The sequence below is a fragment of the Micromonospora sp. LA-10 genome (assembly GCF_051853095.1).
GTDB classification, from domain to species: Bacteria; Actinomycetota; Actinomycetes; order Mycobacteriales; family Micromonosporaceae; genus Micromonospora; species Micromonospora echinospora_A.
Window position 1 is genome coordinate 2,748,571 of sequence record NZ_CP195710.1, and the last position, 17,333, is coordinate 2,765,903.

18 protein-coding genes, 1 tRNA gene and 1 pseudogene are annotated in these 17,333 nt (G+C 73.6%); 6 read left to right on the forward strand and 14 right to left on the reverse strand.

Features of this window, described 5'->3' with window-relative positions:
- Window positions 1–19: 19 nt before the first annotated feature.
- From ACSDG8_RS12750 to ACSDG8_RS12760, 3 genes are read left to right on the forward strand one after another with little or no spacing between them, the layout of a single operon-like run.
- Window positions 20–832 carry an SGNH/GDSL hydrolase family protein gene (locus tag ACSDG8_RS12750; RefSeq protein WP_210896675.1) on the forward strand — a complete coding sequence of 271 codons (813 nt, stop codon included), beginning with the start codon at window positions 20–22 and terminating at the stop codon, window positions 830–832.
- Between the two features lie 58 nt (window positions 833–890).
- Window positions 891–2,153, forward strand: coding sequence for an acetyl-CoA C-acetyltransferase (locus tag ACSDG8_RS12755; protein ID WP_210896677.1), 1,263 nt, complete (start codon window positions 891–893; stop codon window positions 2,151–2,153).
- A 40-nt stretch (window positions 2,154–2,193) separates the two neighbouring features.
- Window positions 2,194–3,678 carry a CYTH and CHAD domain-containing protein gene (locus tag ACSDG8_RS12760; RefSeq protein ID WP_210896679.1) on the forward strand — a complete coding sequence of 495 codons (1,485 nt, stop codon included), beginning with the start codon at window positions 2,194–2,196 and terminating at the stop codon, window positions 3,676–3,678.
- Between the two features lie 95 nt (window positions 3,679–3,773).
- Here the strand turns inward: ACSDG8_RS12760 and ACSDG8_RS12765 are convergent, their stop codons facing one another.
- The 4 genes from ACSDG8_RS12765 to ACSDG8_RS12780 form a co-directional block, all read right to left on the reverse strand.
- Window positions 3,774–4,094, reverse strand: a complete 321-nt coding sequence (locus ACSDG8_RS12765; protein WP_210942755.1) for a hypothetical protein — start codon at window positions 4,092–4,094, stop codon at window positions 3,774–3,776.
- Window positions 4,095–4,139: 45 nt separating this feature from the next.
- Window positions 4,140–4,898 carry a Bax inhibitor-1/YccA family protein gene (locus ACSDG8_RS12770; protein WP_210896683.1) on the reverse strand — a complete coding sequence of 253 codons (759 nt, stop codon included), beginning with the start codon at window positions 4,896–4,898 and terminating at the stop codon, window positions 4,140–4,142.
- Window positions 4,899–5,020: 122 nt separating this feature from the next.
- Entirely contained in the window at window positions 5,021–5,869 is an 849-nt protein-coding gene (locus ACSDG8_RS12775) for a Bax inhibitor-1/YccA family protein (RefSeq protein WP_210896685.1), read from the reverse strand.
- Between the two features lie 110 nt (window positions 5,870–5,979).
- Window positions 5,980–6,060 (reverse strand) — tRNA-Leu (locus ACSDG8_RS12780).
- 89 nt (window positions 6,061–6,149) lie between these two features.
- Between ACSDG8_RS12780 and ACSDG8_RS12785 the strand changes: the two genes are divergently transcribed.
- Window positions 6,150–7,976, forward strand: coding sequence for a hypothetical protein (locus ACSDG8_RS12785; RefSeq protein ID WP_210896687.1), 1,827 nt, complete (start codon window positions 6,150–6,152; stop codon window positions 7,974–7,976).
- A gap of 75 nt (window positions 7,977–8,051) precedes the next feature.
- On the opposite strand, the gene ACSDG8_RS12790 is transcribed toward ACSDG8_RS12785, so the two are convergent.
- From ACSDG8_RS12790 to ACSDG8_RS12825, 8 genes are all read right to left on the reverse strand, one after another.
- Window positions 8,052–9,383, reverse strand: a complete 1,332-nt coding sequence (locus tag ACSDG8_RS12790; RefSeq protein ID WP_073824937.1) for an NAD(P)/FAD-dependent oxidoreductase — start codon at window positions 9,381–9,383, stop codon at window positions 8,052–8,054.
- A gap of 103 nt (window positions 9,384–9,486) precedes the next feature.
- Window positions 9,487–10,050 carry a hypothetical protein gene (locus ACSDG8_RS12795; protein ID WP_210896689.1) on the reverse strand — a complete coding sequence of 188 codons (564 nt, stop codon included), beginning with the start codon at window positions 10,048–10,050 and terminating at the stop codon, window positions 9,487–9,489.
- A 55-nt stretch (window positions 10,051–10,105) separates the two neighbouring features.
- Window positions 10,106–11,467 carry a DUF58 domain-containing protein gene (locus ACSDG8_RS12800; protein WP_439427901.1) on the reverse strand — a complete coding sequence of 454 codons (1,362 nt, stop codon included), beginning with the start codon at window positions 11,465–11,467 and terminating at the stop codon, window positions 10,106–10,108.
- Entirely contained in the window at window positions 11,467–12,465 is a 999-nt protein-coding gene (locus ACSDG8_RS12805; RefSeq protein ID WP_439427902.1) for an AAA family ATPase, read from the reverse strand. Before ACSDG8_RS12805 ends, ACSDG8_RS12800 begins: the two co-directional genes overlap by 1 nt.
- Window positions 12,465–13,052 carry a hypothetical protein gene (locus tag ACSDG8_RS12810; RefSeq protein WP_439427903.1) on the reverse strand — a complete coding sequence of 196 codons (588 nt, stop codon included), beginning with the start codon at window positions 13,050–13,052 and terminating at the stop codon, window positions 12,465–12,467. The genes ACSDG8_RS12805 and ACSDG8_RS12810 overlap by 1 nt, the downstream gene beginning before the upstream one ends.
- Window positions 13,049–13,780: a DUF4129 domain-containing protein gene (locus ACSDG8_RS12815; protein WP_210896697.1), complete on the reverse strand. Its 732-nt coding sequence runs from the start codon at window positions 13,778–13,780 to the stop codon at window positions 13,049–13,051. The genes ACSDG8_RS12810 and ACSDG8_RS12815 overlap by 4 nt, the downstream gene beginning before the upstream one ends.
- Before the next feature lie 20 nt (window positions 13,781–13,800).
- Entirely contained in the window at window positions 13,801–14,514 is a 714-nt protein-coding gene (locus tag ACSDG8_RS12820; protein WP_439428045.1) for a uracil-DNA glycosylase, read from the reverse strand.
- Between the two features lie 19 nt (window positions 14,515–14,533).
- The gene (locus tag ACSDG8_RS12825; protein WP_210896699.1) at window positions 14,534–15,238 is read right to left on the reverse strand and encodes a dienelactone hydrolase family protein; all 705 of its coding nucleotides are present in this window, start codon (window positions 15,236–15,238) and stop codon (window positions 14,534–14,536) included.
- Window positions 15,239–15,464: 226 nt separating this feature from the next.
- On the opposite strand from ACSDG8_RS12825, the pseudogene ACSDG8_RS12830 reads away from it, so the two are divergent.
- A pseudogene (locus ACSDG8_RS12830) lies at window positions 15,465–15,647 on the forward strand (type II toxin-antitoxin system RelE/ParE family toxin); the annotation flags it as partial.
- Window positions 15,644–15,961 (forward strand): helix-turn-helix domain-containing protein, encoded by a 318-nt coding sequence (locus tag ACSDG8_RS12835; RefSeq protein ID WP_113972018.1) that lies wholly within the window; start codon window positions 15,644–15,646, stop codon window positions 15,959–15,961. The pseudogene ACSDG8_RS12830 and the gene ACSDG8_RS12835, both read left to right, overlap by 4 nt.
- 82 nt (window positions 15,962–16,043) lie before the next feature.
- Here ACSDG8_RS12835 and ACSDG8_RS12840 read toward each other — a convergent pair whose 3' ends face one another.
- Entirely contained in the window at window positions 16,044–16,997 is a 954-nt protein-coding gene (locus ACSDG8_RS12840; RefSeq protein WP_439427904.1) for an HAAS signaling domain-containing protein, read from the reverse strand.
- Window positions 16,994–17,326, reverse strand: coding sequence for a PadR family transcriptional regulator (locus tag ACSDG8_RS12845; RefSeq protein ID WP_439427905.1), 333 nt, complete (start codon window positions 17,324–17,326; stop codon window positions 16,994–16,996). Before ACSDG8_RS12845 ends, ACSDG8_RS12840 begins: the two co-directional genes overlap by 4 nt.
- Window positions 17,327–17,333: the final 7 nt, after the last annotated feature.

A 17,333-nucleotide genomic window follows, 5' to 3' on the forward strand; every position in this document is an offset into this window, starting at 1 on the left:
AGCGAAGCGGAGTGGCGTCATGAGCGAACGCAGTGAGGTGACCCGGTGGGGCCGCGCGGCGGCCCTGTCGCTGCTGGCCGGCACGGTGGGCGGCGCGGCGGTCCTCGCCGGGCAGGCCATCGCCGCCCGCAGCCGGGAGTACGCCCAGCCCGAGCTGGGTCTGGTGTTGCGCGCCTCGGTCGGCCGGGCGGACGCGCCGCCGCTGCGGCTGGTGCTGCTCGGCGACTCGTCGGCGCTCGGCGTGGGCGTCGACCGCTTCGAGGAGACGATCGGCGGTCAGCTCGCGAACCTGCTCGCCGAGGGGCCGCACGGCCGCCGGGTGCACCTGTCCAGCGTCGGGGTCTCCGGCTCCCGCGCCACCGACCTGGCGACCCAGGTGGCCCGGGCGCTGCTGGGCGAGCGGCCCGACGTGGCGGTGGTGCTGATCGGGGCGAACGACGCGACCGCGCTGGGCCGCCCGGGTGATGCGGCCGCCTATCTCGGCTCGGCGGTACGCCGGATGCGGGAGGCGCACGTCGAGGTGGTGGTGGGCACCTGCCCGGACCTCGGCGCGGTACGCGCGGTCGCCGCCCCGCTGCGTCAGGTGCTCGGCTGGTCCGGCCGGCGGATGGCGCGGGCCCAGACGGCGGCGGTGCTGGACGCCGGGGGCACTGTGGTCGACCTGGGCACCGAGACGGGCCCGGTGTTCCGCGCGGACGCCGGCACGCTCTGCCACGACGGCTTCCACCCGTCCGCCGACGGCTACCGGGTCTGGGCGCACGCGCTGCTGCCTGCGGTCGAGGCGGCGGCGACTGTCGCGTTCCGGCACCACCGACGACCGCCCACGGGGTGACATTTCCCGCCTGCCGTACGCCTTCCCGCGCATGTTACCGGGGCGTTAACGTTGGCTCATGCCGATTGAGTCGCCCCGCGACGCCGTCATCGTCGCCACCGCCCGGTCCCCCATCGGCCGCGCGTTCAAGGGTTCCCTCCGCGAGGTCCGCCCGGACGACCTCGCCGCCACCATCGTCCAGGCCGCTCTCGACAAGGTCCCGGCGCTCGATGCCACCACCATCGACGACCTCTACCTCGGGTGCGGCCTGCCCGGCGGTGAGCAGGGCTTCAACATGGCCCGGGTGGTCGCCACCCTGATGGGCCTGGACGGCCTGCCCGGCGCCACGCTGACCCGCTACTGCGCGTCCTCGCTCCAGACCACGCGGATGGCGATGCACGCGATCCGGGCCGGCGAGGGTGACGTGTTCATCTCCGCCGGTGTGGAGATGGTCTCCCGGTACGCCCGGGGCAACTCGGACACGCTGCCCCCGGAGGCGCAGGCACTGGTCGGCGGCGGCTGGGAGAATCCCCGCTTCGCCGAGGCGCGGGAGCGTTCCGCGGCCCGCGCCCAGGGCGGTGCCGAGGTGTGGGCCGACCCGCGTGAGGACGGCCGCCTCCCCGACATCTACCTCTCCATGGGGCAGACCGCGGAGAACCTGGCCCAGGTGTACGACGTGACCCGCGAGGACATGGACGCGTTCGGCGTCCGCAGCCAGAACCTCGCGGAGAAGGCGATCGCGGACGGCTTCTGGGCCCGCGAGATCACCCCGGTCACCACGCCGGACGGCACCGTGGTCAGCACCGACGACGGCCCGCGTGCCGGGGTGACGCTGGAGGCCGTGGCCGGTCTGAAGCCGGTGTTCCGCCCGGACGGCCGGATCACCGCGGGCAACTGCTGCCCGCTCAACGACGGCGCCGCCGCAGTGGTGATCATGAGCGCCGAGCGGGCCTCCGAGCTGGGGCTCACCCCGCTGGCCCGGATCGTCTCCACCGGGGTCAGCGCGCTCTCCCCCGAGATCATGGGCCTGGGTCCGGTCGAGGCGTCGAAGCAGGCGCTGAAGCGGGCCGGCATGACCATCGACGACGTCGACCTGGTCGAGATCAACGAGGCGTTCGCCGCGCAGGTGATCCCCTCGTACCGGCAGCTCGGCATCCCGGAGGAGAAGCTGAACGTCGCCGGTGGCGCGATCGCTGTCGGCCACCCCTTCGGCATGACCGGCGCCCGGATCACCGGCACGCTGCTCAACGCGCTGGAGTGGCACGACAAGACGATCGGCCTGGAGACCATGTGCGTCGGCGGTGGCCAGGGCATGGCGATGGTGCTGGAGCGACTGAGCTGAGACCGGTTCGCCGGGGCGCGGGCCGGGTACGGGAGGCCGTATGGCAACCGTCGTGGAACGTGAGCGCAAGTACTCCGGCGACGAGGGTTTCCAGCTGCCCGACCTGACCGGGTGCGGTGGCGTCGTGACCATGTCCGACGCCACCGTCTCGGATCTGGACGCCGTCTACTGGGACACCGACGACCTGCTCCTGCTGCGCAGCGGGCACGCGCTGCGTCGGCGTACCGGCGGGCACGACGCGGGCTGGCATCTGAAGGTGGGCGCGGTCGGCGGCGCGCGGGTCGAGCACCAGTTCCCGGCCGGGGCGTCCGACGACGGCCCGCCGGCCGAGCTGGCCGCGCTGATCCGGGGCGCGTCGCGGGGCCGTCCGGTCGCGCCGGCCGCCCGGGTGGTCAACCGCCGCCGGGAGCGCCGGCTGCTGGACGCGGACGGCCGGGTGCTGGCCGAGGTGGCCGAGGACGACGTCCGGTCCGAGGATCTGGTGGACGGCGCCGAGCGCACCTGGCACGAGATCGAGATCGAGCTGGTCGACGGCGACGAAGGGCTGCTCGACGCGCTGGGCGAGCGACTGCGCGAGGCAGGCGCCCGGGAGGTGGCGGTCAGCAAGTCGCACCGGGCCGTCGCCGGCCGGATCGAGCGTTTCGACGACGAGCCGGCTGACGGCCCCGCGGGTCCGGTTCTCGGGTACGCAAGGGCGCAGCGGGACGCGATCGTCGGCAACCACGCGGCCGCGTACCAGGGTGACGAGGACGCGGTCCACGACATGCGCGTCGCGACCCGCCGGCTGCGGGCGACGCTGCGGACGTTCCGGGGCCTGTGGGACCGCCGGGAGAGCGAGGCGGTCCGGGCCGAGCTGCGCTGGCTCGGCGGCGAGCTGGGCCGGGTCCGCGACACCCAGGTGATGGCCGCCCGGCTCACCGACGCGGTGCACGAGCTGCCGGGCGAGCTGGTGCTCGGCCCGGTGGCCGCGCGGATCGGTGAGCGGTTCGCAGCCGACCTGGCCGGGGCGACCGTCGCGCTGCGGTCCGCGCTGGACTCCGACCGCTATCCCGAGCTGCTGGCCCGCCTGGACCGGCTGGTCGACGGCCCGCCCGCCGACATCGGCCGGCGCTGGGTGGACCGCCGCATCCGCAAGGCGGTACGCCGCGCGGACGAGCGGCTGGACCGGGCGCTCACCGTCGACGGGCCGGCCGGGGACGCGGCGCTGCACGAGGCGCGCAAGAAGCACAAGGCGGCCCGGTACGCGGTGGAGGTGCGTGAGCCGAGCGCCGGCAAACCGGCCGCCCACCTGGTGAAGCGGTTCAAGGCGCTCCAGGATCTGCTCGGCACCCACCAGGACTCGGTGGTGACCCGGGAGACGCTCCGGCGGCAGGCGCTCCAGGCGTACGCCGACGGCGAGAACACGTTCACCTACGGGCTGCTGCACGCGAGGCAGGCGGAGGCCGCCGGCCACGACCGCCCGGCGGTCCTGCGGGCACGCGACCGGGCAAGACGCCGCAAGGTACGCCGCTGGCTCAAGCCCTGACCCCGCCCTCCGACCGGGTTGATCATGAGGTTAGCGGAGATTCGCGTCCGTTTTGTCGCCGCCAACCTCATGATCAACCCGGTCGGAGGGCGGGGTCAGAGGGTGGCGCGGGTTCGGGTTATCGCCTCTGTGGCCTCGGCCAGGACGGGATCGGCGGGCTCGGCCAGCTTCAGGTCGGCGGTCACCACGCGGAGCTGGTCGGGCAGGGCCAGGTCGTTCGGCAGCCGGGGCACCTCGCGGCGCGGCTCACCCGCAGCGTCAGCGGCGAGGTTGGCGATCTCCTGGACCAGCTTGTGCACCAGATCGGCCCGCGACACGTTGCCGCCCTCGGCCTTGGCCGACCAGCGCGGCTGCTGCCAGTGCCCCACCTGTCGGACCAGCAGCCCAACCGCTCGGTCCAGTTCCGCTGCGCTCATCGCCGCCGAGTCTACGGCGGCACCAGGACGCGACGGCCGGAACCGTCAGCGGCGTACGTAGCTGAGCAGGCGCAGGATCTGCCAGTACAGGAAGATCAACCCGACGAGCAGCCCGAACGCGCAGTACCAGGCGTAGCGGCGGGGCAACCGGTTGGCCGCCGACCGCTCGACCAGGTCGAAGTCGAGGACGAAACTGAGTGCGCCGGCGATGATCGCCACCACCGAGAACACGTACGGCAGCCAGCCCACCCGGTCGCTGAGGCTGTAGACGGCCACGCCCTGCCGCCCGGTGAACAGGTACGCGAACAGGTTCACCAAGCCGATCGCCACGATCCCGACGAGCGTGCCGATGACCAGGCGGGCCAGGCGCGGGGTGGCGCGTACCAGCCGGGCCCGGTAGAGCGCGGCCATGCCGAGGAAGACGCCGAACGTGCCGACCACCGCCTGCACCACGATGCCCGGGTAGACCAGTTCGAAGGCGCGGCTGGCCACCCCGAGCAGCAGCCCTTGCAGGACCGCGTACCCGACGATCACCGACGGACTGGTGATCTGCTTCAGCGAGATGACGAGCACCAGGGCGAGGCTGGCCAGCGCGCTCCCGGCCAGCGCGGCGGAGATCCATGCGGCCTCCGGCACCACCACCCAGGACACCGCCGCCGTGACGCCGGTGACCAGTAGCAGCCCCACGGTCCGGCTCACCACGTCGGCCACCGTCATCGCGTCGGCGGTCCCGACCCCGAGCACCTGCCGTTCGGCGCGGCCGACGTCGTCCAGCCGGTCCAGCACCGGATTGGCGCTGCGCACCGTGACCACCTCCCGCCGACGTACCCGAGTCCCACTCTGCCCCGGGCGGCGCGGCAGGGGCGGGAAAACGGCGACGCCCGCCGCCGCGGATGCGGCAGGCGGGCGTCGGCGGAAAGCGACTGTCAGTCGTCGCCCTGGAAGTAGCTGAGCAGCCGCAGGATCTCGATGTAGAGCCAGACCAGGCCGACCACGATGCCGAAGGCGGCCGTCCAGGCGTAGCGCTGCGGGAGGCCCATCCGGACCCCCTCCTCGATCTGGGCGAAGTTGAGCACGAAGCTCAGCGACGCCACCACGATGCAGACCAGGCTGAAGCCGATCGCCAGCGGGCTGCCGTCGCGCAGGTGCGTGTTCACGCCGAACAGCGCCAGCACCAGGTTGACCATCATCACGCCGAACAGGCCGGCCATGATCGCCACCATGATGCGGGCGAACTTCGGGGTGGCCCGGATGATCCGCGCCTTGTAGATCATGGCCATCAGGAAGAACACGCCGAACGTGCCCGCGACCGCCTGGAGCACGATGCCGTCGTAGAGCGACTCGAACGCCTTGCTGACCATGCCGACGAAGACGCCCTCGATGATCGAGTACGCCACCACGAGCGCCGGGTTGGCCATCCGGGAGAACGAGATGACCAGACCCAGCACCAGGCCGACCACCGCGGCGCCGATCCACGCCACGCCGACGAGCGAGTCCGGCACCAGCACCCAGGCCGCAGCGGCCGAGGCGCCGAGGATGGCGAGCATGAGGACCGTCTTGACGACCACGTCGTCGAGCGTCATCGGGGTCACGGTGGGCGGGGCCACCGGCTGGCCGTAGCCGCCCGGGTAGGGCTGCTGCGGGTACTGCTGCTGCTGGGGGTACTGCTGGGGGTATCCGGGCTGACCGTAAGGCCCGGGCTGGGCGTACCCGGCCGCCCGCTCACGCTCTGCCGCCTGGCCGAGCCGGGCGAGCACCGGGTTCGAGGTCTTCACTTCTCAGGCCTCCCTCAGGGGGTCGATCGCACGTAGACGTGCTACTCCAGGGTAAACGTGGCCGCAATCGCGCGTGCGACAGCTAGCTGTGGGAAACCTGAGAGTTCGTGTGCCCGGGGCGGGGGTCGAACCCGCACGCCTTGCGGCAGCCGCTTTTAAGGCGGCCGTGTCTGCCGTTCCACCACCCGGGCGGGTGACACCGGCGCGTCGACACGCGCGGTGCAGATCTCACCGTAGCGGCTCGGCCGCGACGCGGCGTACCCCGACGGCTGCGGCCGATATGGTCGAGGCCGTGACCAGCGCCGCCCGCACGGCCCCCCGGCCGGACCAGGCCCGGGCGGTCCGTCCGGCGGCGGTCACGCGGCGGCTGACGGCCGCCGTCCGGCGGCGCCGCGCGGACCTGCTCGTGGGGCTGGCGTTCGTCGTGCTCGCCGGCTGGCTCACCCACGGCCTCTGGCCGGCGCCGGGCACGCGGGTGCTCGCGCTCAACCCGGCCGACCAGACGCTGTACGAGTGGTTCCTGGCGCTCGACGCGCGCGCCCTGCGCGGCGAGCTGAGCCTGGTCAGCGACCGCCTGAACGCGCCGGACGGGGTCAACCTGATGGCGAACACCTCGGTCGTCGCGCTCGGCGTGCTGCTCGCCCCGGTCACGCTGGTGGTCGGTGCGCCCGTCACGTTCGCGCTGCTGGTCGCGCTCAACATGGCCGGCACCGCGCTGGCCTGGTACCTGCTGTTCACCCGTGTCCTGCGGGCCCGCCGGCTCGCCGCCGGGCTCGGCGCGGCGCTGTGCGGCTTCGGGCCGGGCATGGTCTCGCAGAGCAACGGCCACCTGCACATGACCGCGCAGTGGCTGGTTCCGGTGCTGGTCTGGTTGGTGGTCCGGCTGCTGCGCGCCGCCGACCCGGCCGGGCGCCCGGACGGCCCGGACCGGCGGCGGATGGTGTCGTCGGCGGCCGGGCTCGCCGCTGCCGTCACCGTGCAGGTATTCGTCGGCGAGGAGGTGCTCTTCCTCACCGCGCTCACGCTGGCGGTGATGACCCTCGCGTACGGGCCGGCCGACCGGGAGCTGCTGCGCCGGGCCGGTCCCGGCTTCGCCCGTGGACTGCTCGGCGCCGCCGGTCTGGCGCTGCTCGTGCTGGCGTACCCGCTCTGGGTGCAGTTCGCCGGTCCGCAGGGCGTCGCCGACGGGATGTTCCCGCCCGCCTACTTCTCCGCCGACCTGGCCGGCTGGACGCGCCTCTCCGCGCTGACGGTGTTCGGCAGCCCGGAGGCGGTCCGGCTGACCACCGGTCCGGCCGAGTTCACCACGTTCCTCGGCTGGCCGCTGCTGCTGGTCGCGCTCGGCTGCGCGGCCTGGCTGGGCCGGCGGCCCCTGGTGGTGGCGCTGGTCGCCGGCGCGCTGGTGACGGCCGCGCTCGCGCTCGGCCCCGAGGTCGTGATCGGCGGCGAACGGACCGGGCTTCCCGGCCCGTACCGGCTGCTGGCCGGCCTGCCGGTGGTGGACGGCGCGCTGCCGATGCGCTTCGCGCTGGCGGTGCTGCCGCTGGTCGGCACCGTGCTCACGCTCGCCGTGCACCGGGCGCTCGGCGAACCCGGGCGGGCCCGCCGGGGCGTCCCGATCGCTGTCGGCGCGGCGGTGCTCAGCGTCCTGCCGACACCGCTGCCCACGATGGACCGGCCGCCGCTGCCCGACTTCGTCACCGGCGGCCACTGGCGGCAGTGCGTACGCCCCGGCGGGGTGCTGGTGCCGGTGCCCACCGCCACCCCGCAGGACCCCTGGCCGATGCGCTGGGCCACCGCCACCGGCGTCGACTTCGCCATGCCGGAGGGCTTCTTCATCGGCCCGTACGGCCGGGGCGGCGCGGCCACCATGGGCACCTGGCAACGCCCCACCTCGGCCCTGCTCGCCGACGTGGCCCGGCGGGGCGTGGCGCCCGCGGTCGGCGACCGGCAGCGCCGCCAGGCCGCCCGGGACGTCGAGTTCTGGCGTGCGTCCTGCGTGGCGGTGACCGACGACGCGCCGCACGCGGAGATGCTGCGGCGCACCCTGGAGCAGCTGTTCGGGCCCGGCACCCGCCTCGCCGACGCGTGGACCTGGCGGTTCTGAGCCCGGCAGGGGTTCTGACCCCGGACACGGCGAAGGGCCCCTCCCGTACGGAAAGGGCCCTTTCGCGGACGTGCGTCAGACGCGCGCGGCGACCGGCGGGGCGGACGCCTCGGCGAACTCCTCACGCGGGTCGTGCAGCTGACCCAGCGCCACCACCTCACGCTTGAGGAAGAACGCCAGCGTCCAGTCGACCACCACGCGCACCTTGCGGTTGAACGAGGGAATCCGGGACATGTGGTACGTCCGGTGCATGAACCAGGCCGGCCAGCCGGTCATCTTGATGCCGTAGACCTGCGCCACGCCCTTGTGCAGGCCGAGGCTGGCCACGCTGCCGGCGTGCTTGTGCTTGTAGTCGACCGGCTCGCGCCCGCGGATCACGTTGGCGATGTTGTCGGCCATCCGCGCCGCCTGCCGCACCGCGTGCTGGGCGCTCGGCGAGCAGAAGTTGCCCGGCTCCTTGGTCAGGTCCGGCACCGCGGCGCAGTCGCCGGCGCTCCACGCGCCCTCGACCACCCGGTCGCCGTCCACGATCTGCAGCGTCGGCCGGCAGGTGACCCGGCGACGCTCGTCGCGCGGGAAGTCCGTGGCGTCGAGCATCGGCGACGGCTTCACACCGGCGGTCCAGACGATGGTGTCGGACGGGAAGCTGTCGCCGTCGGAGAGCTTCACCACACCGTCGACGCAGGACTCCAGCCGGGTGTCCAGGCGGATGTCCATGTCCCGCTTCATCAGCTGCTGCACCGTGTAGGCGCCCATGTCCCGGTCGACCTCGGGCAGCACCCGCTGGGTCGCCTCGACCAGCACCCAGCGCATCTCCTCCGGCTTCAGCTCCGGGTAGTAGCGCAGCGCGTCGCGGGCCATGTCCTCCATCTCGGCGAGCGCCTCGATGCCGGCGTAGCCGCCGCCGACGAAGGTGAACGTCAGCGCGCGGCTGCGTACCGCCGGGTCGGTGGTGGAGGCCGCCACGTCGAGCCGGTCCAGCACGTGGTTGCGCAGGTAGATGGCCTCACCGATGGTCTTGAACCCGATGCCGTGCTCGTGCAGGCCGGGAATCGGCAGGGTGCGGGAGACCGAGCCGGGCGCGACCACCACGTGGTCGTACTGGATCTCCCGGGCCGGGCCGCTGATCGGCTGCACCACGGCGGTCATCCGGTCGTGGTCGATCCGGGTGACAGTGCCAGCCACCACGGTGCACTTACGCAACTCCCGCCGCAGCGGCACGACGGCGTGCCGCGGGGAGATGTTGCCCGCCGATGCCTCCGGGAGGAACGGCTGGTACGTCATGTGCGGCTGCGGGTCGACGACGATGACCTCGGCCTCACGGCTGCTCAGCTTCTTGGACAGGCGCAGAGCGGCGTACAGGCCCACGTGACCGGCACCCACGACAAGGATCCGCTTCGGGTTCACGTCATCTATCTTTCCCCGGGGGCCCCCGGTAATCCCGCGCGAGACCCCCTTCTGTGACGGAGCACAACCCGTGTGACCTGCGCAACGTCACCGGAACACTGCGTCACCTGCGACGCAGCAACCAGCCCAGCAGCGCGCTCAGCCCCACCGCCACCAGCAGCCCCACCACTGTGGCCGCCTGCGAGCCGTCCGTCCCGCCGACCCCACCGAGCCACGCCAGCACCACGCCGAGCACGGCGCTGGCGAGCGCCACGCCGCCCGCCCGGCCCAGCCACCGCAACACCAGGTCCGGGTCGATCAGCCCGTCGTAGGGCAGCAGCGCGGCGAGCGCGCAGAGCGAGTGCGCCAGGTAGAGCAGCGTCGCCACGGCGAGCAGCCGCCACAGCGCCGGCGGGCGGTCGAAGCCGAGCGTGGCCAGCAGCCAGCCGCCGACAGTCACCAGCGCGGTGAACGTCGGCCAGATCCGGCGCGGCCCGAACGCCGGCAGCACCGCGGCCACCGCCAGGGCCAGCAGCGAGCGCGCGGTGAGGGCCTGCACCGGGTACGCGAGCAGGAAACCGGCCAGCACGGTGAGGAAGATGCCGCCGCGTACCAGCAACGGCAGCGGGCTGACCCGGGCGGCGGCGTACCGCAGCGCCCGCACCCGCTCCACCACAGCGTCAGTCACTGAGCCGGCCTTTCGTTCGCGACTGCGGGACTCCGCTTCGCTGCGTTCCTCGCGCTCACCGGAGCCCTGCCTTCGGGGCGGTCGCCAGCCGGGCCACGTCGCGCAGCACCTCGTCCAGACTGCCGGCGCCGGCCCAGCGCACCACCGGCACGCCGTGCTCGCGGAGCTGGCCGATCATCGTGTCCCGGTCCAGCCGCCACAGCCGGTACGCCACCTCGGCCCAGCCACGTTCCTTCGGCACCGGCAGCTCGGCCGGCAGCGTGTCCACCGCCACCACGAACCGGCCGCCGCGGGCCAGCCGGGCCAGCATCTGCGCGGACCGCTCGTCGAGCAGCGGGGTGAGCACCACCACGAGCGCGTCCGAGGAGAGCAGTTGCGGGCCGAAGACCTGGTCGTACGGCTCGTGCGGGGACGTCGTGGCCTGCACGTCGAGCAGCCACTCCAGGACTGTCAGGTACTGCCGCCGCCCGGTGGCCGGACGCAGCCGGCGGGCGGCCGGGCCGTACTCCAGCATCGACACCCGGTCGCCGCGGTGCAGGTAGTGCTCGGCGATCGCGGCGGCGGCCCGGACCGTGGTGTCCAGCACCGACGCCGGGCCGTTCACCCCACCGGAGCGACCCGCCTCGGCCAGCACGTCCAGCAGCACCACCACCTCGGCGTCCCGGTCCGACAGCGTCGCTGCGACGTGCAGTTGACGGGCCCGCAGCGACACCCGCCAGTCGATGCGGCGCAGCCGGTCACCAGGTGCGAACACGCGGACCCCGGCCAGTTCGCCGCCCTCCCCCGGCCGGCGCGACCGGTGCCCGCCGACCAGGCCGGCGGCCCGGGGCATCACCTCGACCGCGTCGAACGGCTCGGTCCGCGGATAGACCCGGGCCCGGATCGGGTCGGTGATCACCGCGCGGGAGACCAGCAGCCCGTCGGCGGCGGCGACCCGCACCCCGGCCGGGCCGATCGGGTGCCGCCCCCACCGCAGCGCCGTGCCGGTCAGCTCCAGGTCGACAGCGCTGCCCCGGGGTACGGAGGTAACGAACGGGCGGTCCGCCCCACCGGAGCGGCTCACGTCCAGCCCGGCGCCGCCGAAGCCGACCTGCTCCACCCGCAGCCAGCGCGACATCCGGGTCCGCACCACAGCCACGTCGTACCCGATCAGGTCCGGGTTGGCCACGGCGACGGTCGCGGCCAGCGGGGAGCCCTCGACCAGGTGGGTGTCCCCGACACCCAGCTCCAGATCGGGCAGCGCGGCGGGGCGGCGGCGCAGCGCGTACGCGGTCCCGAGCGCGAACGGCGTGGCGAGCACCACCAGGTCGATGCGGCCGAGCAGTACGGCGGCGACGAGCAGCACGCCGGTGAGCAGCACGGCCCGGCCGAGCGCCCAGGTGGGCGCCCAGCCGCTCGCCGCCTCGGCCCGGTCCATCAGCGCCCGGCGGCGTAGCTGGGCAGCGCGCCGCTGGCCGGAGCCGGCGTGGACTCCAGCACCTCGCCGACCACGAAGGCCGGGTCGACCCGGCGCAGCCACATCTCCGGCCGCAGCGTGATCCGGTGTGCCAGCGCGGGCGCCGCCACCTCCTTGACGTCCTCCGGCACGACGTAGTCCCGGTTGGCGAGCACCGCCCGGACCCGGGACAGCAGCAGCAGCGCCAGCGAGCCGCGCGGCGACGCGCCGACCAGCACGGACGGGTGCTCCCGGGTGGCGGCGGTCAGCGCCACGATGTACCTGCCGACCGAGTCCTCGACCACCACGTCCTCCAGCGCGGCCTGCATGGCGCGCAGCGTGGCGGCGTCCACCACCGGCTTGATCTCGGCCTCCTCGCGGCGGCGGCCGATCCGGCGGCGCAGCACCTCCCACTCCTCGTCGTGGGTCGGGTAGCCGAACGACACCCGCAGCAGGAACCGGTCGAGCTGGGCCTCCGGCAGCGGGTACGTGCCCTCGTACTCGATGGGGTTGGCGGTGGCGAGCACGTGGAACGGCTCGTCCAGCCGATAGGTCACGCCCTCCACCGACACCTGCTTCTCCTGCATCGCCTCCAGCAGCGCCGACTGCGTCTTCGGCGGCGTCCGGTTGATCTCGTCGGCGAGCAGCAGGTTGGTGAACACCGGCCCGGCCCGGAAGGCGAAGTCGCCGCTGCTCTGGTCGTAGAGGAACGAGCCGGTCACGTCGGCGGGCAGCAGGTCCGGCGTGAACTGGAGCCGCCGGAAGTCCAGCCCGAGCGCCTGCGCGAAACAGCGCGCGGTGAGCGTCTTGCCCAGGCCGGGCAGATCCTCCAGCAGCACGTGACCACCGGCGAGGATGCCGGCCAGCACCAGCTCCAGCGCGTCCCGCTTGCCGACCACGACGGTGCCGACCGCCTCCAGGACGGTCCGGGCGAGCCGGCCCACCTCGGCGGGGGCCATGCTCCGGTCCACGTCGTTCATCAGATCTTCTCCAGTTCGGCGACGATCGCCGCGAGGTCGCGCGGCGACGGAGGGCGGCGGGCGGGGGTGGTGAGGAACGTCCACAGTGGCTCACCGAGCACCGACCGGGCGCGGGCCGGATCGGACTCGCGGGTGACGCCGTGGCGCTGGCGCAGCCGCTCGTCGGCCAACTCGCCGAGGCGGGGCAGGATGCGCTCGGTGAACCGCTCCCGGTTGTCGGCAGACCAGTCCAGCGGGCGCTCCCAGCCGTTGATCGCGGCACGCAACGCGTCCCGGGCGGACCAGTTCCAGATGCCGGGCTCCTCACCGGCGGGCGCCCGGGCACCGGCGCGGGGCGGCGGCGGGGGTGACAGCGCCGTGGTGACCCGGCGTACCGCGAGCACGGCGAGCACCCCGGCCACGATGATCCAGATCGGTGCCTTCAGGCCGACCGCGCGCAGCGCGACCACGACCACCACGACGACTGCGGCGGTGACCGCCGCGGTACGCAGCAGCACGCGCACCCGGCCGCCGCCGCCCGAGGGCCGCACGTCCTCCCGGGCGGGCTCCTCGCCGAACGAGAGCAGGTCGTCGATGCTCGTGCTCACGGCGTCTCCCCCGCCAGGCTGGTCAGCTCACCGCGCAGCCGCCGCAGCGCGGCGCGGGCCTGGTCGCGGGTGTCCTCGTCGACCGGGTGCGTGGCGTACCGGGCCTCCCGGTAGACGTGCGCGAACCCGTCGAGCACGTCGGCGCTGGCGATCGCCGGAATGCCCGCCGCCGGGTCGCCGCGCAGCAGCCGGGCCACCAGGTCGGTCGGGGTGTCGCCGGTGTGCCGGGGCACGCCCGCGTCCTCGGCGGCCTCCTCCAGGCGTACCCAGCAGGCGATGACAGCGGTCCGCGGGTCGGTGGAACGGTCGTCCAGTTCGACGAGCCCGGCGTCGAGCGCGGCCACCACCTCACGCGCGGTCCCCTCGGCGGTACGCCGGGTCCGCCGCACCGGCACCGCGCGGGTCGTACGCCGCAGCGCGCCCCGGAGCACGTTCCACAGCACGTACCCGATCGCGCCCAGCACCGCCGCGGACAGCAACGCCACGGCGGCGGTGGCCAGCCAGCCGGGCACGCCGCCCGAGGTGGACTCGCCCACGTCGCGCGGCTCGACCGGGATCGAGGGCACCGCCTCCGGCGACGGGTAGTCCGGCACGTACGGGATGGTGTCGGCCGCGGGCGGGATCCGGCTGGCACCGATGGCGGAGTGACCGGCGGCGAACGCGGCGAGCGCGAGCAGCACCGTCACCGCGGCGACCGGCCACCACCTGCGCAGTACGCCGAAATCCATCCCACCGCCTCAGGTGTTCCTCAGTCCACCCCGGCCAGGTCCTTCGCCCGGGCGAACACGTCGTCCAACATCGCCGGCGTGAGCCGGCCGGTGAACGTGTTCTGCTGGCTGACGTGGTAGCAGCCCAGCAACTCCGGCACGGACTCGCCGGACCAGTGTGCCCCATGGCCGAACGCCGGTCGCGGCGTGGGCGGCCGCCGCCCGTACACCTGACGCAGCACCGGCCACCACGCGGCCCACGCGAACGCGCCCAGCGCGACCACGACGCGCAGCGTGGGCCGGATCAGCTCGACCTCGCGGTGCAGCCACGGCGCGCACGTGTCCCGCTCGGCCGGGGTGGGCTTGTTGTCCGGCGGCGCGCACCGCACCGCGGCGAAGATGCGCGTGTCGCGCAACGTCAGGCCGTCGTCGGCGGCGACGCTCGTCGGCTGGTTGGCCAGCCCGGCGCGGTGCAGCGCGGCGAACAGCACGTCACCGGACCGGTCCCCGGTGAAGATCCGGCCGGTGCGGTTGCCGCCGTGCGCGGCCGGCGCGAGACCGAGAATGGCGATGCGCGCGTCCGGCGGGCCGAGGCCGGGCACCGGCCGTCCCCAGTAGTCCTGGTCGCGGAACGCGGCCCGCTTGACCAGCGCTACCTCCTCGCGCCACGCCACCAGGCGAGGGCAGGCGAAGCAGTCACTGACCGCGCCGTCGAGGTCGGCCAGGTCGGCCGCCCGCGCGGCGCGGGCGACCACATCCTGCGGGGTACGCGACTCAGCCAAGCTTCGCCCGGAACAGTTCCAGCGTGCGGGCCCAGGCGGTGGCGGCGGCCCGCTGGTCGAAGTGCTCCGGCCGGTCCTCGTTGAAGAACGCGTGCGCGGTGCCCGGGTAGTCGAACGTCTGGCAGGTGCCACCGGCCGACTCGATGGACCGGCGGACGCTCTGCACCCCGTCGGCGGCGGACAGGCCGTCCGCCTCGGAGCAGTGGATGAGCGCGGCCTTCCCGGCGTAGCCGGCCCAGCCGCCTTCGTCAGCCGCTCCCACTGCCATGCCCTCCCAGGGCAGGCGCGGGTAGAACCCGGCGGTGGCCACGATGCGCTCGGAGAACGTGCCGGACCACAGGGCCAGGCTGGCGCCCGCGCAGAACCCGGCGCAGCCCACCTTGCCGGCGACCTCGGGTCGGCCCGCGAGGTATTCGGCGGCGGCGGCGATGTCGCTGGCCGCCTCGTCCATCTGGGAGCTGTTGAGCATCAGCCGCGGCTCGGTCGGCTTCACGGCCGGACCACCGTGCCGGAAGTCGGGCGCGAGCGCCACGAAGCCGGCCTCCGCGAAGCGGTCGACCACGGCCCGTACGTGGGGTACGAGACCCCACCAGTCCTGGATGACGATGACCGCCGGGCTGGCCGCACCGCCGGAGGGTATCGCGAGATACCCCTCGCTCGTCCCCCCGTTGCCGGTGAAGCTCACCATCTCGCCCATGGGCCCGTCCTCCTTGCGGTCAGTCAACGTTGGCTGGTCGCACAGTTGGCTGTTATGTGCCGGTAGCGTGCCACGCGGTCAGCGGCCCGGGGAAGACGGAACAACAGTGGCATTCACCTCCTGTTGAACCGCCCCACAGGTACACACCCAGGTATAGCGATTGCTAAACTGGCCCCGTGGTAGCTGGAGACTGGGACGTCTACCTGGTCGACGAGGTGCGGCAGTGGATCTCCGGCCCGGCAGCGTGCGTATTCTCTTCGCGTTCGACCCGTGGCGCTCCAGCATCCTGCTGGTCGCCGGCGACAAGTCCGGCCGGTGGAAGACGTGGTATCAGGAGGCGATACCGGTCGCCGAGCACCGCTACGAGCTCTACCTCAAGGATCGGGCACGCGAGGAGGGGAAGGCATGAGCGACTACTCCCGATGGCAGGACATCCGCGCCGACCATGTCGCCCGGGCCGGAGGCGAAGAGGCGGTCGACGCGGGCAAGCAGCAACTCCTCGCCGAGGTCATCGGCCACCGACTCGCGGAGGTACGCCGTGCGCGGGGGCTGACCCAGCAGCAGGTGGCTGACCGCATGGGCGTCACCAAGGGACGGATCTCCCAGATCGAACAGGGAAAGATTTCCGGTCAGGACGTGGTGGCCCGGTTCGCCGCCGCCCTGGGTGGCCGGCTCCACCAGGCGATCTACTTCGACGACGGCGACATCGCCGCCATCGCCTGACAGCTGCTCCTGCGAGATCTTGGAAGATTACGGCCCTCATGGGGGCCGTTTCCTTCCAAGATCTCGCGGCGTCGAGCGCGCTCTATCGCGTTGACGTGGGTTCCGGGGAAACGCTGGTGGTGGGCGCGGTCGGGGTGGCGCTGTCCGTGGGCACGGGCGCGGGTGCGGGCGGGGCGATCGACGGCGAGGCTGGCAGGCCGAACGGGGCCAGCTCGGGGCAGTACGGGTAGGCGTTGCGAGGTGCAGGCATCGCGCCGGACGAGTCCAGGCAGTTCGGCCAGCCGAGCCGGATCGGCACGCCGTTCTGGTCGAAGAGCTGCGCGCCGCGGATCAGCCGCCCCTGCTGGTCGTAGACGAAGACGTCCTCGATCCGCTCGTACTTGTGGTCCACCGACGTCTGCTCGTAACCGCTGTAGACGTCGGTGTCGGCGCGCTCGTCCACCTGCACCAGCACGGCGAAGGAGAACAGCAGCAGCGCGGCGGTGGCGATCTGGTGCAGTTGTCGCCGCCACCCGGTGATCCCGGCGGAGCGCCGCCCCCACCACATGGACGCGACGATCGCGCCGATGAGCAGCAACAGCCCCATGGAGGTGTTGCCGCCCAGCCGGGGCACCAGACCGGACCGGCCGTCCACCAGCCACGCCACGACCAGCGCGGCCAGCCAGCCGCGGACCAGCCACCAGGCCGGGCGCAGCGGACGCAGGAAGTCGCTCACCGTCTCGTGCCCGAGCACCGGGCCGAGCTGGCGGTCCAGCAGGCGGATCTGCGTGGCCGCCTGCTCCCGCGCCTCGGCCAGGCGGTGGAAGCGCGCCGGTCGCCGCCCCTCCCCGGCGCCGGCGGCGGCGCGCAGCTCGGCCGCGTACGCCTCGGGGGTGCCCAGCCGGTCCACGAGCGCGCCCTCGCCCTCGGCGGCCACCTCGGCGAGGTGTTCCGGCAGGTCCTCGGTCAGCTCGTCGCGGACCGCCGGCGGCAGGTCGGCGAGCGCCGCGCGCACCCGGCCGACGTAGTCCGTGATCTCCTGCCCAGTGACGGTCATGCCGCCATCCCCCGATCGTCGAGCAGTGCGTCCATGGTGGTGGCGAACGAGCGCCAGGTCTTGCCGGAGCGGGTGAGCTGGTCACGCCCGGCGGCGTTCAGCGAGTAGTACTTGCGGTGCGGCCCGGACTCGCTCGGCACCACGTACGTGGTGAGCAGACCGCCCGCGAACAGCCGGCGCAGCGTGCCGTAGACCGAGGCGTCGCCGACCTCGGTGAGACCGGCCTCGCGTAGCCGTCGCAGGATGTCGTAGCCGTATCCGTCCTCGTCCTTGAGCACGGCGAGCACCGCCAGGTCGAGCACGCCCTTGAGGAGCTGCGTGGTATCCACGCTCAGC